The sequence below is a fragment of the Flavobacterium sp. genome (genome assembly GCF_044368995.1).
Classification (GTDB): Bacteria; Bacteroidota; Bacteroidia; order Flavobacteriales; family Flavobacteriaceae; genus Flavobacterium.
On sequence record NZ_JBIPMS010000027.1, the window covers coordinates 1 to 18,857 of the forward strand.

General features: G+C 32.3%; 16 protein-coding genes. 6 read left to right on the forward strand and 10 right to left on the reverse strand.

What is annotated here, in order from left to right:
• Together ACIQ2I_RS03600 and ACIQ2I_RS03605 are read right to left on the reverse strand one after the other, a co-directional pair.
• On the reverse strand, positions 1-1,347 hold a 1,347-nt coding region (locus tag ACIQ2I_RS03600; protein WP_396181062.1), incomplete at its 3' end, for a RecQ family ATP-dependent DNA helicase.
• A 9-nt stretch (positions 1,348-1,356) separates the two neighbouring features.
• A complete protein-coding gene (locus tag ACIQ2I_RS03605) occupies positions 1,357-1,893 on the reverse strand; it encodes an AAA family ATPase (RefSeq protein WP_396181063.1) in 537 nt (178 codons plus the stop codon).
• A 119-nt stretch (positions 1,894-2,012) separates the two neighbouring features.
• On the opposite strand from ACIQ2I_RS03605, the gene ACIQ2I_RS03610 reads away from it, so the two are divergent.
• Genes ACIQ2I_RS03610 through murA form a run of 3 tightly spaced genes read left to right on the forward strand, consistent with a single transcriptional unit; the run spans position 2,013 to position 4,423 of the window.
• Positions 2,013-2,297, forward strand: coding sequence for a DUF493 family protein (locus ACIQ2I_RS03610; RefSeq protein ID WP_396181064.1), 285 nt, complete (start codon positions 2,013-2,015; stop codon positions 2,295-2,297).
• 2 nt (positions 2,298-2,299) lie between these two features.
• Positions 2,300-3,112 (forward strand): DUF4290 domain-containing protein, encoded by an 813-nt coding sequence (locus ACIQ2I_RS03615; RefSeq protein WP_396181065.1) that lies wholly within the window; start codon positions 2,300-2,302, stop codon positions 3,110-3,112.
• The gene (gene murA / locus ACIQ2I_RS03620) at positions 3,113-4,423 is read left to right on the forward strand and encodes a UDP-N-acetylglucosamine 1-carboxyvinyltransferase (RefSeq protein ID WP_396181066.1); all 1,311 of its coding nucleotides are present in this window, start codon (positions 3,113-3,115) and stop codon (positions 4,421-4,423) included.
• Positions 4,424-4,660: 237 nt separating this feature from the next.
• On the opposite strand, the gene ACIQ2I_RS03625 is transcribed toward murA, so the two are convergent.
• The 3 genes from ACIQ2I_RS03625 to ACIQ2I_RS03635 all read right to left on the reverse strand — a co-directional run bounded on the left by ACIQ2I_RS03625 (position 4,661) and on the right by ACIQ2I_RS03635 (position 9,003).
• Positions 4,661-6,409 (reverse strand): VanW family protein, encoded by a 1,749-nt coding sequence (locus tag ACIQ2I_RS03625; RefSeq protein ID WP_396181067.1) that lies wholly within the window; start codon positions 6,407-6,409, stop codon positions 4,661-4,663.
• A gap of 92 nt (positions 6,410-6,501) precedes the next feature.
• A complete protein-coding gene (locus ACIQ2I_RS03630; RefSeq protein WP_396181068.1) occupies positions 6,502-8,301 on the reverse strand; it encodes a chloride channel protein in 1,800 nt (599 codons plus the stop codon).
• A gap of 93 nt (positions 8,302-8,394) precedes the next feature.
• Positions 8,395-9,003, reverse strand: a complete 609-nt coding sequence (locus ACIQ2I_RS03635; RefSeq protein WP_396181069.1) for an ACP phosphodiesterase — start codon at positions 9,001-9,003, stop codon at positions 8,395-8,397.
• 243 nt (positions 9,004-9,246) lie between these two features.
• Between ACIQ2I_RS03635 and glmM the strand changes: the two genes are divergently transcribed.
• Positions 9,247-10,641: a phosphoglucosamine mutase gene (gene glmM / locus ACIQ2I_RS03640; protein ID WP_396181070.1), complete on the forward strand. Its 1,395-nt coding sequence runs from the start codon at positions 9,247-9,249 to the stop codon at positions 10,639-10,641.
• 122 nt (positions 10,642-10,763) lie between these two features.
• On the opposite strand, the gene lpdA is transcribed toward glmM, so the two are convergent.
• The 3 genes from lpdA to truA form a co-directional block, all read right to left on the reverse strand.
• On the reverse strand, positions 10,764-12,152 hold the full coding sequence (gene lpdA / locus ACIQ2I_RS03645; RefSeq protein ID WP_396181071.1) for a dihydrolipoyl dehydrogenase: 1,389 nt from the start codon (positions 12,150-12,152) through the stop codon (positions 10,764-10,766).
• A gap of 105 nt (positions 12,153-12,257) precedes the next feature.
• A complete protein-coding gene (locus ACIQ2I_RS03650) occupies positions 12,258-14,084 on the reverse strand; it encodes an ABC transporter ATP-binding protein (RefSeq protein WP_396181072.1) in 1,827 nt (608 codons plus the stop codon).
• Between the two features lie 22 nt (positions 14,085-14,106).
• On the reverse strand, positions 14,107-14,841 hold the full coding sequence (gene truA, locus ACIQ2I_RS03655; RefSeq protein WP_396181073.1) for a tRNA pseudouridine(38-40) synthase TruA: 735 nt from the start codon (positions 14,839-14,841) through the stop codon (positions 14,107-14,109).
• Positions 14,842-14,989: 148 nt separating this feature from the next.
• On the opposite strand from truA, the gene ACIQ2I_RS03660 reads away from it, so the two are divergent.
• Positions 14,990-15,484, forward strand: a complete 495-nt coding sequence (locus ACIQ2I_RS03660) for a metallophosphoesterase family protein (RefSeq protein ID WP_396181074.1) — start codon at positions 14,990-14,992, stop codon at positions 15,482-15,484.
• Between the two features lie 126 nt (positions 15,485-15,610).
• Here the strand turns inward: ACIQ2I_RS03660 and ACIQ2I_RS03665 are convergent, their stop codons facing one another.
• Positions 15,611-16,021, reverse strand: coding sequence for a DUF4293 domain-containing protein (locus ACIQ2I_RS03665; protein ID WP_396181075.1), 411 nt, complete (start codon positions 16,019-16,021; stop codon positions 15,611-15,613).
• A gap of 186 nt (positions 16,022-16,207) precedes the next feature.
• On the opposite strand from ACIQ2I_RS03665, the gene rho reads away from it, so the two are divergent.
• The gene (gene rho, locus ACIQ2I_RS03670; RefSeq protein ID WP_396181076.1) at positions 16,208-17,845 is read left to right on the forward strand and encodes a transcription termination factor Rho; all 1,638 of its coding nucleotides are present in this window, start codon (positions 16,208-16,210) and stop codon (positions 17,843-17,845) included.
• Between the two features lie 72 nt (positions 17,846-17,917).
• Here rho and ACIQ2I_RS03675 read toward each other — a convergent pair.
• The coding region (locus ACIQ2I_RS03675) for a class I tRNA ligase family protein (protein ID WP_396181077.1) at positions 17,918-18,857 on the reverse strand (940 nt) is incomplete at its 5' end.

Below are 18,857 nucleotides of genomic sequence, written 5' to 3' on the forward strand. Positions count from 1 at the left end.
ACCCGTATAATTTCGTAAAATAGTTTCTATTATTAGCGCCTCTTTAGAATTTAAACTACAATATCTAATGACTTCTCGGCTTTCAATACTAAATTGTAAACTGGCTTTGTTGCTTTTTAAATAATCTAGCGTTATGATGCCTTGACGGTCTAAAAATTGTAAACAAGCAAAAGTTTTACTTGAAGATGTATTGAATTTTGAGCAAAATTGGTTTAAATTTAAATAAAAAACCTCTTGAAACCCTTCTCCATAGGCGATTTGGAAATGATTGTTTAGGTTTTTATATACCAATTGAAGCATTTCTTTATTTGGTAAATTACCGGCAAACATCTGCAATAAATTTTCTGATTTTACTTTTGGAGTTAACAATAAAGCAAATGCTGTTTCCCCATTTCTACCAGCTCTACCAGCTTCTTGATAGTAATTTTCAATATTATCAGGAATTTGTAAATGTATTACCGTTTTTACATTTGGTTTGTCAATTCCCATACCAAATGCATTGGTAGCTACTATTATTTTGGCTTTCTCATCTAACCAAAGTTGCATGTTTTTATCTTTTTCTTTAGCCGATAATCCACCGTGATAATACGTTGCTGTAAAGCCAAAATCTATAAGTACTTTGCTGAGTTCAATACATGATTTTCTATTTTTTACATACACGATTGATGGTTCAGGATATTTTAAGAGAATTTGTTTGAGTTTCCCCAATTGGTCTTCGGTTTTAATAATATGATATCCTAAATTCTCTCGCGAAAAGGAATTTTTAAAAACAACTGGGTTTTTTAATTGTAATAGGGTACAAATATCCTTTTGAACTCTTGGTGTAGCTGTAGCAGTTAATGCAACAAAAGGCACAGAAAAGTAGTCTTTTAATGTTGAAATTTTTAAATAAGCGGGTCTGAAATCATGTCCCCATTGGCTCACACAATGCGCTTCGTCTATGGCAATTAAATTTATATTTAAATTTTTAATTCGTTCTAAAACCCAATCTTGTTGCAAACGCTCTGGAGAAAGATATAGAAATTTATAATCGCCAAATGCACAATTATCTAGTAAATTATTGGTTTCTTCAAAAGAAATACCACCCATTAAAGCAATGGCTTTTATGTTTTTTGTTTTTAAATTTTCAACCTGATCTTTCATTAAAGCAACAAGCGGAGAAATGACCAAACAAATGCCTGGTTTTAGTAAGGCAGGAATTTGAAAGCATATTGATTTTCCGCCTCCGGTTGGTAACAAGACAAAAGTATCTTTACCGAGCAAAACAGTATTAATAATTTCTTCCTGAGTAGGTCTAAAAGCAGTATGTTTCCAATGCGCTTTTAAAATATCTAACGGTTGATTCATTAGATCGAATTAGGATTTTAAATGATTGATAATAAATTGAAATCGTGCTGCAACAGAAGTTTTAGGTACTTCATGTAAATCATATCCATATTTTGTATAAGTATCAACTAAAAAATGATGAATTTTTGATGCTTCTTCATAACTTTCATATCGTTCTGCATCACTGGTGTAAATTTCTTCCCAAGGTGGTAATAAAAAAACCATGTCATATTTATAGTTTTCGCAAGCGGCAGTAAATTCTTGAGGATACGTATCACCGATATAATCCATGTAGGCAACCACATCAGGAATGCCTCGGTCTATAAAAACATGTTTTCCTTCAGAAGTAGCTTTTTCATATTGTTTAATTCTTCCTTCTAAAAGTCGTTCGCTAAACAATATCGGATTTTCTAAAAATAAATAATCAACTCCTTCTTCTCGGGCTTTCAAAATAACTTCTCTAGAAATTTCAGGATAACAAATATGACCTTCAGATTCTAAGTGATTCATTAAGGTTGTTTTTCCAGAACTAGGACCACCAATTAGTAGTATAATTTTCTTATTCATTTTATGGCTTTAAAAATCAAATGTACTATCATTTTTTTTATTTTAAAAATCTTAATTATTTATATTTTCAAATCAAACATTATAAATGTATATTTGTTGTTTTATTATATTAATTTTACATGGATAAAAAAACAGAAGATTTTTACATTAGACTTAAATCTGAACTAGAAGAATCAACAACCTGGCCTGCTGTGTATTTGTATAAATTTATTGTTCCAACTAATGCTACAAACATTAATTTAGTTGAAAATACCTTTAATAATATGGGTGCCGTTATAAAAACGCAGGCTTCTAAAACAGGAAAATATACAAGTATTTCAATTAACGTTACCATGCAAAACGCAGATAAGGTAATTGAAAAATACCAAGAATTAGGAACTATAGAAGGAATTATTTCATTATAAATATGTCATACAACAACGAAGAATCAATTAATTATTTAGAATACAATTCGCAACGGGAACATTTAATTATTCCTGAATACGGAAGATATGTACAAAATTTAATTAACCAAATTACAGCTATCGAAGATAGAGAAAAACGCAACAAAGGCGCACGTTATGTAATTTCGGTATTGGGAAATTTGAATCCACATTTACGCGATGTGATCGATTTTCAACACAAACTTTGGGATCAATTGTTTATCATGTCTGATTTTAAATTAGATATCGATTCGCCTTATCCAATTCCTACAAGAGAAGTAGTGCAATTGAAACCAGATCACTTGGCTTATCCTCAAAACTTTCCAAAATACAGGTTTTATGGTAATAATATCAAGTACATGATTGATGTGGCCCGAAAATGGGAGGAAGGTGAACTAAAAAATGCCTTAACCATTGTGATTGCCAATCACATGAAAAAAAGCTTTTTGAGTTGGAACAAAGATACCGTTACAGATGAAGTTATTTTTAATCACTTATTAGAATTATCTAATGGCGAATTAAACCTAACGTCAATGAAAGAAGAACTTTCTACTTCGCAAAACTTATTAAAAGTAAATAAAAAACAGTCGAACAAAACCCAGTTTTTTACTAAGAATGAAACGAATAATACGTCTAGAAATCAGAATAGACCGCAACAAAATGCCAATAGAAATACAAATACACCTACAAATGCAAAACCGAATGCGCCAGATAATACAAAAGCCAATTTAAATAATCCAAATTATAAAGGCGCAAAAAATTTTAAACCAAAAAATAATCCTAATAATACATTATAAATGGGAACATTCAAAATTGAAGGCGGAACGCCCTTAAAAGGAAATGTGCAACCACAAGGTGCAAAAAACGAAGCATTACAGGTTTTATGTCCTGTTTTGTTAACTTCAGAAAAAGTTAGAGTTACTAATATTCCTGATATTATTGATGTAAATAAACTAATTACTTTATTAGGTAATTTGGGCGTTAAAATTCAGAAAAACGGACCAGGTGATTACACTTTTCAGGCTGATGAAGTAAATGTTGGCTATTTAGAAACAGAAGCTTTCAAAAAAGAAGGTGGCAGTTTACGTGGCTCTATTATGATTGTTGGACCTTTATTGGCCCGTTTTGGAAAAGGATTTATACCAAAACCAGGTGGAGACAAAATTGGAAGACGCCGTTTAGATACTCATTTTGAAGGATTTATTAATTTAGGTGCAAAATTTAGATACAACAAAGAAGACCATTTTTATGGTGTAGAAAACGAGGGCCGATTAAAAGGTGCTTACATGTTATTAGACGAAGCTTCTGTTACAGGAACGGCTAATATTGTAATGGCAGCTGTTTTAGCCGAAGGCACTACTACAATTTACAACGCCGCATGTGAACCCTATTTGCAACAGTTATGCAAAATGCTAAATTCAATGGGGGCGAAGATTACCGGTATTGGTTCTAATTTATTAACCATTGAAGGTGTGGAAACTTTAGGTGGTTGTGAACACAGAATTTTACCAGATATGATTGAAATTGGCTCCTGGATTGGTTTAGCGGCTATGACAAAAAGCGAAATTACTATCAAAAACGTAAGCTGGGACAATTTAGGACAAATTCCGAACGTATTTAGAAAACTTGGTATTACTTTAGAACAAAAAGGAGACGATATTTACATTCCTGCTCACAAAGATGGGTATGAAATTAAAACCGATATTGACGGGTCTATATTAACGGTTTCTGATGCGCCTTGGCCAGGATTTACGCCTGATTTATTGAGTATAGTTTTAGTAGTTGCTACCCAAGCAAAAGGAGATGTTTTAATTCATCAAAAAATGTTTGAAAGCCGCTTGTTCTTTGTAGATAAACTAATAGATATGGGTGCAAAAATTATGTTATGCGACCCGCACAGAGCAGTGGTTATGGGACATAATTTCGAATCGCAATTGAAAGCTACTGTGATGAGTTCACCAGATATTAGAGCCGGTATTTCGTTACTAATTGCCGCACTTTCTGCAAAAGGCACAAGCACCATTCAAAATATCGAACAAATTGATAGAGGTTACGAACGCATAGACGAACGATTGAGAGCGCTTGGCGCGAATATAGTAAGAGTATAAATAAAAAAAGCGACAGTGATATGTCGCTTTTTCTTTGTATTATTCTTGGATGCTGTTTTAAATCCACCGCAGTTAAGTATAACCGCAACGGCGATATAATTTACACCTTTGAAGGTGTCTTTTAGAGGTTGGTACTACTAAAAAACGGTTTCGTTTTATTAATTGTGGCAAAGAAAAGGATTTGTGAGGTAATGTGACTAGTACTTTACCGCTACTTTTTCTATACCCATGCTAAGCCTAGTGGTTCTTTTCTGTATGCTTGTTAACTTCATTTTTTAATTGTTCAAAGTTACTTATTTCTATAACTTCAACTTGGTCTGAATTGTCAATTCCGCAAGCTGTTGTAGTAATTATTGGTATTCCTTTTGAAATCGCTTTTAAAATTTGTCTTGGTTGGTGTTCAATAAATGTTGGGTAAACTACAAGTCCGATTTGGTCAAGGTCTCCATTAAACTTTTCAATTTTCAAGTCTTCCCAAAAATTTTCATTCTCAATTGTCCTTCCTAAAATTGTAAGGTTAAGTTGAAGTTCTTTTGCTAGTCTTTTTATTTCATAAGCACCTTTTCTTCCAACAGCAGAAGCTGGAAAAAGTACTTTGGTTCCTTTTGTTTGTCCATTTGCTGATTTAGGAATTAGCCAATTCAATTTAACTACTTTATTTTTGAAGATTTCTGCAATTTCAGAATGAGGTGTAATTATTTGTCGTGCTTTATTTAATGCTTTGTTTTCAAGTTCAACCAATTCTTTGCTTGCTCTAAAATCTTTTAGTGTTGGACTTTCTGTGTGATTTGAAAATGCGGAATCAAGTCTTTCATGAAGTTTCTCAAATGGAAGTCTTGTCATTAAAACATCATAAGTCCTACCGCCCAAAGCCCCTGTTTCAAAAATGAATGGTAATAAATTTTGTGAAATCACTAAATGGGTTGAGTTTATTGGAATTTGACGTGCTGCTGCAAATGCTATTTTCTTGTCGAGTTGTAATGCAAGTTCAAAAACATTATTTTTATTTTTAGGAGCAAATCTTAGTTTTATTGCTCTGTAAATTCCTTGTAAATCTGTCGTTTTGGTTTTATGAGGATTTGCAGCAGCCCAAGAATATCGGTCTGTTTTTATAAATCTGTTTTTCTTGAGCGGTAAAATGAAATTGTCGGAAGATGTTGCGCTTTCTTTTATATGCTTGTCATACTCAGGCCATTTTTCATCGAGAATAAAAGTGGTCGTAGCAATTTCCTCTTTTAGAGAAGTTCTGTCTGGGTGCTTAAAACAAACAAAATTTCCGCAAGAGTAGCAGTCATTAAGTTTGCTAGAATGTCTCAAGTCAAATTTTTCGTCAGTTGCTTTAAAATTTTTCTGATTACTTCTAAAACACACAACTAATTTATCAGTAGTAAACTCTATTTCTATTCTGAAGTCAAAGGAAGATTTGAAACGTAAATCAATGTAATTCCATTTTACTGTTGCATCCCTGTCCTGTTCGGCAAGTGAACCTTTGATTACTTTGGTGTGCTTGTGTCTTTCTACTATGTCAAAATTTGCTTTAAGAGCTGCGTCATAAATAGCATTTGATAGTTGGCAAAGTCCACCCGCAATTGTCGGCACGACACAACCTTCTCTAATTTCTCTTCCAATTACGTAACCTTGTCCAAAGTTCGGATTGCCAATATGTTTCCAAAAGCTGAAAACTTCGTTTGCTTTAATTTCAAGTCCGTGTATCTTTTTTGCTGAAATTCTTAAGTTCTCAATTTTTCCAGCAGTTAAAATCCAATTGTCTTTGTTGTCAAATGGATTCCATAGGTCACTTTCCGAAAATGCAATTATTGGTTCGTTAACAAGAAGTCCTTTATCTTTGAATTTTTGAGACGGATACAGCAAATTTTTGAAAACACGTTCTCCTGTCAAAACAACTGTTTTAAGTCTAAATATTGTGTCGTTAACAAAACTATGTTTTTCTGTCATTTGCGGTCTATACACGGAACTTTTTTGCATTAGGCATAACTTGTAAATATGCAAAGTTTTGTTTTGCTTTATTAACCCAAATATAATAAATTATTTTAAATGCTATTTAAAAAAATGAAGGGTTACTCAATCACCAATTCTTTCAATTGTTCGCGGTATTTTTCTAAAATATCCGCTTTAGAGATAAAACCTATGAAAGCTTTATTTTCCAACACTGGCAAAATAATCTGGTGGGTGCTTTCAAATGTATTCATAATACTTTCAATATTATCTTCAAAATCAACCACATCTTTGTCTTTTACAGGTTGCATCACTTCTGTAATGGAAGTAAATTTTACTTTAAACGCAGAAAATATAATCGGACGAATATCATCTAAATAAATCAAACCTATAAGTTTGTTGTCGTCATTTAAAACAGGAAAAATAACATCGTCTGAAGCGGCTATTTTTTCAATTAACGCTTCTAATGTTTTGGATTCGGTTACTGGCGTAAAATGATTGCTAATCAGTTTCTTAACATCTATTGATTGCAAGATGTTTTTGTCTTTATCGTCTGTAAATACTTCGCCTTTATCTGCCAAGTTTTTAATGTCAAATGAATACGGTTCAAAATGTTTCGATATGGCAAAACTTATAGAAGAAACCAACATTAAAGGCACCATTAAACTGTAGCCACCCGTAATTTCTGCAATTAAAAATATCGCAGTTAAGGGCGAATGAAACAAACCACTCAACACACCAGACATGCCTACTAATGTGAAATTACTAATAGGCAAATTTGTAATCTTTAGCATATTAATAAAGTACGCAGTAGAAAACCCTAAATACGAACCCACAAATAAAGAAGGAGCGAAGTTACCACCATTTCCACCAGCGCCTAATGTAATTCCAGTAGCAAATACTTTAAATAATAAGGTTAGAGTAATGAAACCAAAAATAATCCATTTGTTGTTTTCAAAACGTGCTAAAAGTGTATTTTCCAATAGTTTTTCTGGCTGATTGGCAGCTAAAAACTTAATGCCCTCGTATCCTTCACCAAACAAACTAGGAAAAATAAAAATTAGTATTCCTAAAATAAGGGCACCAAAAAGGGCTTTTCTGTAGCTATTTTTACTTCTTGTGGCAAAAAAACGTTCTACTTTTCTAAAGTTTCTAGCATAATGAATGGAAACAAACCCAGACAAAATTCCTAAAATAATATAAAACGGAATATTCTTGGAATCAAAATCTTGAATTGATTTGAAACTAAATAGCGCATCGTCATTTAATAACAACATCGAAACGATTGATCCTGTTGCGGCGCTAATTATTAGTGGTGTAAAAGCAGCAATACTAATTTCTGCCAAAACAACTTCTATGGCAAACAAAACTCCTGCAATAGGTGCGTTAAACGCTGCAGCTATACCGGCTGCCACGCCACAAGCCAAAAGTAAGGTCCTGTCTTTGTAACTTAATCGATATTTTAAAGCGTAATTACTACCAAAAGCAGCACCTGTAATCGTAATTGGCGATTCTAATCCCGCACTTCCGCCCATACCCACGGTTAATGAACTGGTAATTATTTGCGCATACATTTGTTTGGCTGGCATCACGCTGCGTTTTTTAGCCACGGCATACATAATTTGCGATGTTCCTTTTTGTATGTTTCCGTTTAAGAAGTTTTTAATTACAAATACCGTTAATAAAATTCCAATAATAGGTAAGGTACTTTTACTGTAAGGTAAATGCAGTTTTGTGTTTAAGTATTGTGAAAATAAAAATACATTGTGCGCAAACGTTTTTAGAACAATTACAGCCAAAGCAGCTGAAAATCCTACTAAAACACTAGAGATATATAAAAACTGACGCGGCTCTAAAACCGACTTCAGTTTAGAAAAATAGTTTTCGAAAAAATGGGCTATTTTTTGTATTCGTTTTAACAAAAGGTTTTTTTTAGAATGGCTAAAATACGCTAATTTTTTAAAAGATAAAATGTTTAGGGTACACAGATTTGACAAATAGTATTATGAATCTATTTAGGTGTTGTAATGAAAATCGTTTTTTAGTTTGTTTAATTCTAATTTACTTTGCTGTTGTAATGCAGTAAAAAACGTTAAGAACTCTTGTTCTATTTCTGCATAAAATTTCTTGACTTCATGCATGGCAGCTTGCATATTTACCCTGTTTTTAGTGCGATAGTCCATTTGAAATAAAATTAATTCCAATCCTTCTAGCGATTTATAGCACACCAACCAATTGGTTTTTATCATATAAGGCAATTGATTTTGGGTTTTTGGAGCTAAGATGTCGTAATTACTTTGTAATAAATTATAAAAATCATCCGCATATTTTTCTAAAGCGATATTTGAAAATAGTTGCCAATTTTTAGCTAAGAAATGATCGTAAACAATATCCATAATCACACCCGAATAATGACCGAAATTCTCATGTAATCGGTGTTTGCTTTTTCTATAAATTTCGTGTGAATCTGTATAACTGTCAATAAAACGATGTAATTTAATCCCAATTTGAATACCTACAGGATACGAATCATATTTATTACCCTTAATAGCATCGGCCATAAAATTGCCAATTTTAATGAAATCATCTTCATTGGAAAGATATATGTGGGCGAGATAGTTCAAGTTTGTGGTTGAGTTGTTTATTTGGTTGTTCGTTTATATGGAAATAGTATTTATAAACACAGATTTTAGAAATTTATATAATTTTTATAATCTGTGTTGCGAAAAATTAATAGTTATTTCTTTCGTAAATATATAAAATACTTTGCATGTTTTGTTGCTATCTTATGGTTAACATTTATATTTGTACTTTATTTGGGGTTTACTTCTAAATATGTAAACCTTTAAACTTTTAAACCTAAAATAATGACATTAATAAAATCTATATCAGGCATTCGAGGAACCATTGGAGGTAAAGTAGGCGATAATTTAACGCCAGTTGATGCGGTTAAATTTGCCTCAGCTTATGGTACTTTTTTAAAAAATAATTCGAAAGTAACCGATAGAAAACTAAAAGTTGTAATTGGTCGTGATGCGCGTATTTCTGGACCTATGATTCATAATTTAGTACAAAATACGCTTTTAGGTTTAGGAATTGATGTTATCGATTTAGGACTTTCTACTACGCCAACAGTAGAAATAGCAGTGCCAATGGAACAGGCAGATGGTGGGATTATTTTAACGGCTTCTCATAATCCGAAACAATGGAATGCTTTAAAATTATTAAACGCAAAAGGCGAATTTTTAAGTGGGGCAGAAGGTGCTAAAATTTTAGAAATTGCTGAAGCAGAAGCGTTTGATTTTGTTGATGTAGATGTGTTAGGAGAAGTTACTACAAATGATTCTTACATGGACATTCACATTGATGAAGTATTGGACTTGCCTTTAGTGGATGCGGATTTGGTGAAAACTAAAAAATATAAAGTTGTAGTTGATGGTGTAAATTCTTCGGGAGGAATTGTAATTCCAAATTTATTAGAACAAATGGGCGTGGAAGTGGTGAAATTATATTGCGAGCCAAACGGACATTTTCCTCACAATCCAGAACCTTTAAAAGAACATTTAACAGATATTTGCAAACTAGTTTTAGAAGAAAAAGCTGATTTTGGAATAGTAGTAGACCCAGATGTAGATCGTTTGGCTTTTATTTCAAATGATGGTGAAATGTTTGGCGAAGAGTACACTTTAGTAGCTGTAGCCGATTATGTTTTGAGTAAAACACCTGGAAATACAGTCTCTAATATGAGTTCGTCACGTGCGTTACGCGATATTACTGAAAAACACAATGGAAGTTACCAAGCCAGTGCCGTTGGAGAAGTTAATGTAGTTGAATTAATGAAAAAAACCAATGCCATTATTGGTGGTGAAGGAAATGGCGGCATTATTTATCCAGAATTACATTACGGAAGAGATAGTTTGGTTGGTGTAGCTTTATTTTTAACGTATTTAGCTGGTCAAGATAAAACGGTTGCCGAGTTACGCGCCAGTTATCCGCAATATTATATGAGAAAAAATAAAATTGAATTGACACCCCAAATAGATGTAGATGCCATTTTAGCATCTTTGATTCAGACATATAAAAACGAGCAAATTAGCACTATAGATGGAGTAAAAATTGATTTTGCTTCAGAATGGGTGCATTTAAGAAAATCAAATACAGAACCCATTATCAGAATTTATACCGAAGCGCCAACACAAAACGAAGCGAATTTTTTAGCTGAACGTTTTGTGAAAGAGTTAAAAGTAATTGCTGGGATATAGTAAAAGAAATTAAACCTGACAGGTTTTTAAAACCTGTCAGGTTTAATATAATAAATAAGTTAAAAAATACATAAAAAAAAAACGTCTTGTAATAAAACAAGACGGTTTTTTTATCGTAAATCTTAAATATGAATCACTTCATCATAAGCTGCGGCAACTGCTTCCATAACCGCCTCACTCATAGTAGGGTGAGGGTGAACTGTTTTTAATATTTCGTGTGCCGTAGTTTCTAATTTTCTTGCAACAACTGCTTCTGCAATCATATCCGTAACACCAGCGCCAATCATATGACAACCTAACCATTCTCCGTATTTCGCATCGAAAATTACTTTCACAAATCCGTCAGTAGTTCCTGCGGCAGTTGCTTTTCCTGAAGCTGAGAACGGGAATTTTCCTACTTTAATATCATAACCTTTTTCTTTAGCCGCTTTTTCAGTTAAACCAACGGAAGCAATTTCTGGAGTGGCATACGTACAACCTGGAATATTTCCGTAATCTAACGGTTCTACGTGTAAACCTGCAATTTTTTCTACACATAAAATACCTTCTGCAGACGCTACATGTGCTAAAGCTTGACCTGGAGTGATATCGCCAATGGCATAATATCCTGGAACATTAGTTTGGTAAAAATTATTTACTAGGATTTTATCTTTGTCTGTTGCAATACCCACTTCTTCTAAACCAATATTTTCAATGTTTGTTTTGATACCCACTGCGGAAAGTAATATGTCTGCTTCGATAACTTCTTCACCTTTAGCTGTTTTTACAGTTGCTTTTACGCCTTTTCCTGAAGTGTCTATTTTTTCAACAGATGAATTGGTCATAATAGTTACACCAGCTTTTTTCATAGAGCGTTCCATTTGTTTTGAAATGTCTTCGTCTTCAACAGGTACAATATTTGGCATAAATTCTACAATGGTAACTTTCGTTCCCATGGCATTATAAAAATGAGCAAATTCCACTCCAATTGCCCCAGAACCTACAATAATCATCGATTTTGGTTGCGTTGGTAAAGTCATTGCTTGTCTGTAGCCAATTACTTTTACACCATCTTGTGGTAAGTTTGGCAATTCACGAGAACGAGCGCCAGTTGCAATAATGATATTATCGGCAGAATATTCAGTAACTTTTCCATCAGCGGCAGTTACATCAATTTTTTTGCCTGGTTTTACTTTTCCAAAACCATCAATAACATCAATTTTATTTTTTTTCATTAAAAACTGAACACCTTTACTCATGCCACCAGCCACATTACGTGAACGGGCAACCACTGCGCTAAAATCTTTATCTACATTATCTACTTTTAATCCGTAGTCGGCAGCATGTTTTAAATAATCAAAAACTTGAGCTGATTTTAGCAAGGCTTTAGTTGGAATACATCCCCAATTTAAACATACGCCACCCAAACTTTCTTTTTCAATAACAGCGACTTTAAAACCCAATTGAGAAGCTCTAATTGCTGTAACATATCCACCAGGACCACTTCCTAAAACTATAATATCGTATTTCATGTTTTTTATGTTTTTATCTTATTTTTCTGATTGCGAAATTAGTAAATATTTATTTATTTTTTATGTATTTTTTTTGTTAATAGGGAAAAGGTAAAAGGCAAAAGTCTAATCTCTATTTTCTGTTTTTTCAAATTGGGCTTCGTATAACTTTTTATAAAACCCATTTTCAATTTGTAATAATTCATTGTGTTTGCCTTTTTCTACAATTATACCTTTATCCATTACTATGATAGTATCCGCATTTACAATAGTTGCCAAACGGTGCGCGATTATTATTGAAGTTCTTCCTTGTGTTAGCGTTTGTGTTGCTTTTTGAATTAATTCCTCCGAGTAAGAGTCAATTGATGAAGTGGCTTCATCTAAAATTAGTATACTTGGATTGCTAATGTAAGCACGTAAAAAGGCGATTAATTGTCGCTGCCCTGAAGATAACATGACGCCTCGTTCTTTTACGTCATAATTATATCCGTTAGGTAAGGACATTAAAAAATCATGAATGCCTATTTTTTTGGCAGCAGCGTAAACTTCTTCGCGTTGAATGGAAGTGTCAAATAAGGTGATGTTATTGTAAATAGAATCGGCAAATAAGAAAACATCTTGTAACACCATTGCAATTTCATTTCTTAAGGTTTCAAGTGTAAAATCGTTAATATTAATAGCATCAATTGTTATTTTTCCTGAATCAATTTCGTAAAAACGATTTAACAAATTAATAATTGTTGATTTTCCTGCGCCAGTTGCTCCAACAATAGCAATCGTTTCTGCAGCTTTTACTTCTAAATTAATTCCTTTTAAAACTTCCTCATTTTTTAGGTAGCTAAATCTTACGTTGTCGAATATTATGTTTCCTTTTAATTTTTCAGCAGGAATAGTTCCATTGTCTTGCACTTCTGAATTGGATTCTAAAATTTCAAAAACTCGGTCTGCCGCAACAATCCCCATTTGCATGACATTAAATTTATCTGCAATTTGGCGTAAAGGCGTGTATAGCATGGCGATATACATGTTAAAGGCAATAAGTTGTCCTACACTGGTATTGGTGTCGCCATTAATAATAAATATAGCACCAAAATAAACAACTAATCCTAATGTAATACTTGATACAATATCGGCAATAGGAAAGAAAATACTATTGTATAAAATGTTTTTTAACCAGGCTTTGTTGTGTTTATGATTAATTTCCTTAAATTTTTCAAATTCAATTTTTTCTCTATTGAATAATTGGACAATTTTCATTCCTGTTAACCTTTCTTGAATAAATGTATTTAAGTTGGCCACTTCATTTCGAACTTCATTAAAAGCTATTTTCATTTTTTTATTGAAAATATTTGTAGCAATTAATATAACGGGCATGATAAGTAAAACAATACAAGTGATTTTCCAATTGATTACTAGCATAAAAATCAGAACAATAACCATTTTCAGAGTGTCGCAAATAATCATAAACAATCCTTGACTAAATATACTTGCTATGTTTTCAATATCCGACACACAACGCGTAATTAATTTTCCAACAGGTTCGTTATCGTAATATTTAACTTTAAAACTGGCCAAATGTGTAAATAATTTTTCACGAATTACTTTTACAATATCTTGTCCAAGCCAACTTGAAATGAATACGAAAAAGTACTGTGCTACTACTTCTAATAGTAGTATGATAAACATAATAGCTACTAATACCTTAATATTATAATTGGCATTATCTTCAATTAATAATTGGCTGATTAGGTTTAAAAAATAATCTTGGATTACATTGGTTTCTTTACTGGTATTTACAAAATATTTGTCGATGGTAATATTTAAAATTAATGGTCGTAAACCTGAGACTAGTGCTAAAAAAACAGCCCAAAAAGCAACTGAGAAAAGTTTGCTATTAAAAGGAATGGCATAATGCATTAATTTTTTAAAAGAGGATGATTTTAAAACGCTCATTTGGCTTATAGTTAATTGAAGGCTAAATATATGGATATTTTACTTTTGTTAAATACAATCCGTGAGCAGGAACAGAAAAACCAGCATTATTTCGGTTTTTACTTTCAATAATAGTTTTAAAATCTGACAAAGATGTTTTATGAATGCCAACATTTATTAAAGTGCCTACAATGGCACGAACCATATTTCGTAAAAATCTATCGGCTGTAATGGTAAAAATAATCTGATTTTCAATTTGTTGCCAATGTGCTTCGGTAATTTTGCAATTAAAGGTTTTTACATCGGTGTGAATTTTAGAAAAACATTCAAAGTCAGTGTATTCAAATAGTATTTTGCAGGCTTCATCCATTAAATCTAAATCCAATTCATGATGTACTTTCCAACTGCCATCTATATTGAATACATCTTTAGAATTAGTAATGTGGTATTCGTAAGTTCTACTAGTTGCATCAAAACGGGCATGTGCATCAGATTTTACTTCAATAATATTAAAAATGGCAATATCTTTAGGTAAAAATGAATTTAGCTTTTGAATGGTAGTAGGAATATCAAGTATAACTTCAGTATCAAAATGAGCAAACATTTGTTTGGCATGAACACCAGAATCCGTTCGACCTGCGCCAACAATTTCAATTTTATCACGTAACAAAAGCGATAAAGATTTATCTAAAGTTTCTTGTATTGATATAGCATTAGGTTGTATTTGGAACCCAAAATATTCTTTTCCGTTATAGGCAAATTCAATGAAATATCTCAATTATGTTTAAGTTGCAAAGTTTCTGAGTTGCAAAGTTACTAAGAATTTGAATTATATTATTCAATGTTTTCTTAAAAATAAACAATAAACAATATTTTTTTGTCAACTTTGTAGCTTAGTTACTCTGTAACTTAGAAACTCTTATTAAATGAAAAAAATATTACTCCTTTCTGATACGCACAGCCATATTGATGAAACCATTTTAAAATATGTAAAATTGGCAGACGAAGTGTGGCATGCAGGAGATATTGGCGATTTGAAAGTTACAGATACTATCAAAAAGCTAAAACCATTACGAGCTGTTTTTGGAAATATTGACAATCATGAAGCAAGATTAGAATTTCCTTTAAATAATCGTTTTTTTTGTGAAAGTGTAGAAGTTTTACTTACACATATTGGTGGTTATCCAGGGAAATATAGTCCAGCTATTCGAGAAGAAATTACTAAAAATCCACCAAAGTTATTTATTTGTGGTCATTCCCATATTTTAAAAGTTATATTTGATAAGAAACTCAATTGCTTACACATGAATCCGGGTGCAGCAGGTATTTCAGGATTTCATCAAAAAAGAACGATGCTGCGATTTGAAATTGATGGAGAGAAAATTCAGAGTTTGGAGATTATTGAAATAGGAGACAAGTAAATAGAATTTACGATTTGGGATTTACGATTTACGATTTTTGGCGTTTAGAAAGAGGTTAAAAACGAAAATCCGCTTTGATTTCTCAAAACGGATTTTCTACGCACTAATAAAGCTAAGATGATAGGTTTATCGTATTCTGTCCACAGATTTTACGAGATCTTCGTCCCTTTTAATTGCTTTGTTAGCCAAAGCAAGAAAAACGATAGAAAAAATGGGTAAAAGCATCCCAATACCCTTCTCAGAAACTTGCGCCTCTCCAGATAGATTTAGTGAATGATATACTAATAATCCTATTAAAATAAAGTTTAATATCATATTCAGTCGGTTGATAACAAACTGATTTTGTCTTTTCTTAAAACTAAAAATACTTATTGCAGCCAAAAAAACGGTTAAACCGAATAATAATAGATACAAAATATTATTTGTAACGAATACTTCTTTTTTGGAAGTAGTTGTCCACAAACTAATAAACAAAGGCAACACACCTGCGTTCAGCATACAGCAAAACAAATATATGGATTGAATTCTTTGTAACATTTTTTAAACTTTTCCTTGAACAAAAATAAGTTTTCTTTTTTAAAAAACTATTGTTTTATAATAAAATATTCGTATTATTGCATCAAATAATCGTAAGTACTTCATTATACGATACTTTAAAAAAGCAAAAAAATCTCATCACAGTTTTTTTATTATATTAAGATTAAAAAAAATCAATAAACATTTATGTTTGACACATCTACACTAAAAGGGATGAAGCTCCCTGATTTGCAAGAAATTGCCAAAGTTGCTAATATCCAGAAATTCAAAACTTTAAAAAAAGACGAATTAATTTCTCAAATATTAGATTTACAAAACACATCTGAACCTCAGTCTACAGTTGCAAAAACTAAAATCACTTCCGCATCTGCTCAACCAATTGCAGAAGAAACAACTAGTGAAAATGACGCTACTGAAAACGGAGTTAAATCGCAACGTGCAAGAATAAAAAAAGTTATTACAAAACCCTCAAATAGAGCACAAGAAAGAGCTTCTTTTGATTTAGATTCTGAAAAAAAATCAGTGTCATACAGTCAACAACCCAAACAAGAGGAAGAAAATAAAATAGAAATTACTTCAGAAGAAATAGAAAATTCTGAAACTAAAGAACAAGAAAAAACCAACTCAAATCCAAATTTTAAGAAAAGTACCAATCCTAAATTTGCCAAAAACAACGGAAACAAAAACTTTCGTGAATCGGATTTTGAATTTGATGGAATCATTGAAAGTGAAGGCGTTTTAGAAATGATGCCAGACGGATATGGTTTCTTACGTTCTTCGGATTATAATTATTTAGCCTCTCCGGATGATATTTATTTATCACAATCGCAAGTTCGTTTATTTGGATTGAAAACGGGAGATACTGTAAAAGGTGTGGTTCGCCCTCCAAAAGAAGGAGAGAAATTTTTCCCTTTAGTTCGTGTATTAAAAATAAACGGACACGATCCGCAAGTCATTCGTGACAGAGTTTCTTTTGAGCATTTGACACCACTTTTCCCTGAAGAAAGATTTAATTTATCAGGAAAAAACACTTCTATATCTACAAGAATTATTGATATGTTTTCGCCAATTGGTAAAGGACAACGTGCGATGATTGTAGCGCAACCAAAAACGGGTAAAACCATGTTATTAAAGGATATTGCAAACTCAATAGCGGCCAATCATCCAGAAGTATATTTAATTGTTTTATTAATTGACGAACGTCCAGAAGAAGTTACAGATATGCAACGTAGTGTGCGTGCCGAAGTAATAGCTTCTACTTTTGATGAACCGGCAGACCGCCATGTTAAAGTAGCAAATATTGTTTTAGAAAAAGCAAAACGTTTGGTAGAATGCGGACACGATGTAGTAATTTTATTAGATTCCATTACACGTTTAGCAAGAGCATATAATACGGTTCAACCAGCATCTGGAAAGGTGTTAAGTGGAGGAGTAGATGCCAATGCATTACAAAAACCAAAACGTTTCTTTGGAGCGGCACGTAATATTGAAAATGGTGGTTCGTTAAGTATTATCGCCACTGCATTGACAGAAACAGGTTCTAAAATGGACGAAGTTATCTTTGAAGAATTTAAAGGAACAGGTAATATGGAATTACAATTAGATAGAAAAATTTCTAACAAACGTATTTTCCCAGCTATCGATTTGGTTTCTTCAAGTACGCGTCGTGACGACTTATTATTAGACAAATCTACGTTACAACATATGTGGATACTTCGTAAATATTTAGCCGATATGAACCCTGTTGAAGCTATGGAATTTATCGAATCTCGAATCAAACGTACCAAAAACAATGAAGAATTTTTGATTTCTATGAATGATTAGAAATTGATAATAATACAAATAAAAAAAGCCGATTTTCAAATGAAAATCGGCTTTTTACTTTTAATAAATATTTTACTTCAATCCAGCAATACTTTGCTCAATAGTTGCAATTTTTGCCAAAGCATCAGCTTCTTTTTTGCGTTCATTTTCAATGATTTCAGGTTTGGCGTTGGCTACAAACTTTTCATTAGATAATTTAATTTGTACCGATTTTAAGAAACCTTGAGTGTAATTTAATTCTTCCGTTAGTTTAGCTATTTCTGCTTCTACATCAATGTTTCCAGTAATTGGAATAAAATATTCGTTAGATTTAACTCTGTACGATAACGCACCATCTACTTTTTCTGTTACAAATTCTAAATCTGTAATATTACCTAATTTCATAATAACTGAATCGAAATGAGAAGATGCTTTTTCATTGTTCACGACTCTTAATTCAATCACATCTTTGAAAGGAATATTTTTATCTTTTCTGATTGTTCTAATTCCAGAAATAACATCCGTTGCGAAATCGAAATCAGCAATTAAACCCGTATTTACTGATGTCATTTTCGGATATTCTGCTACAATTAAAGCTTGTTCTGGTGTTCTTTCTGCAATATGTTGCCAAATTTCCTCTGTTAAGAAAGGCATAAATGGATGTAATAATTTTAAATTATTCTCCAACATTTCAATTGCTTTGTCGAAAGTCGTTTTATCAATTGGTTGTTGGTATCCAGGCTTTATCATTTCTAAGAACCAAGAACAGAAATCGTCCCAAACTAATTTATAAGTCGCCATTAACGCTTCTGATAATCTGTATTTTTCGAAATTATCTTCAATTTCTAATAGGGTTTGTTGCAGTTTTGCTTCGTACCATTCAATCGCTACTTTTGAAGATTCTGGTTGTGGAATTGTATCTGAAACTTCCCAACCTTTAATCAATTTAAAAGCATTCCAAATTTTATTGGTAAACGCTTTTCCTTGGTTACATAATTCTTCATCAAACATAATATCGTTTCCTGCAGAAGCA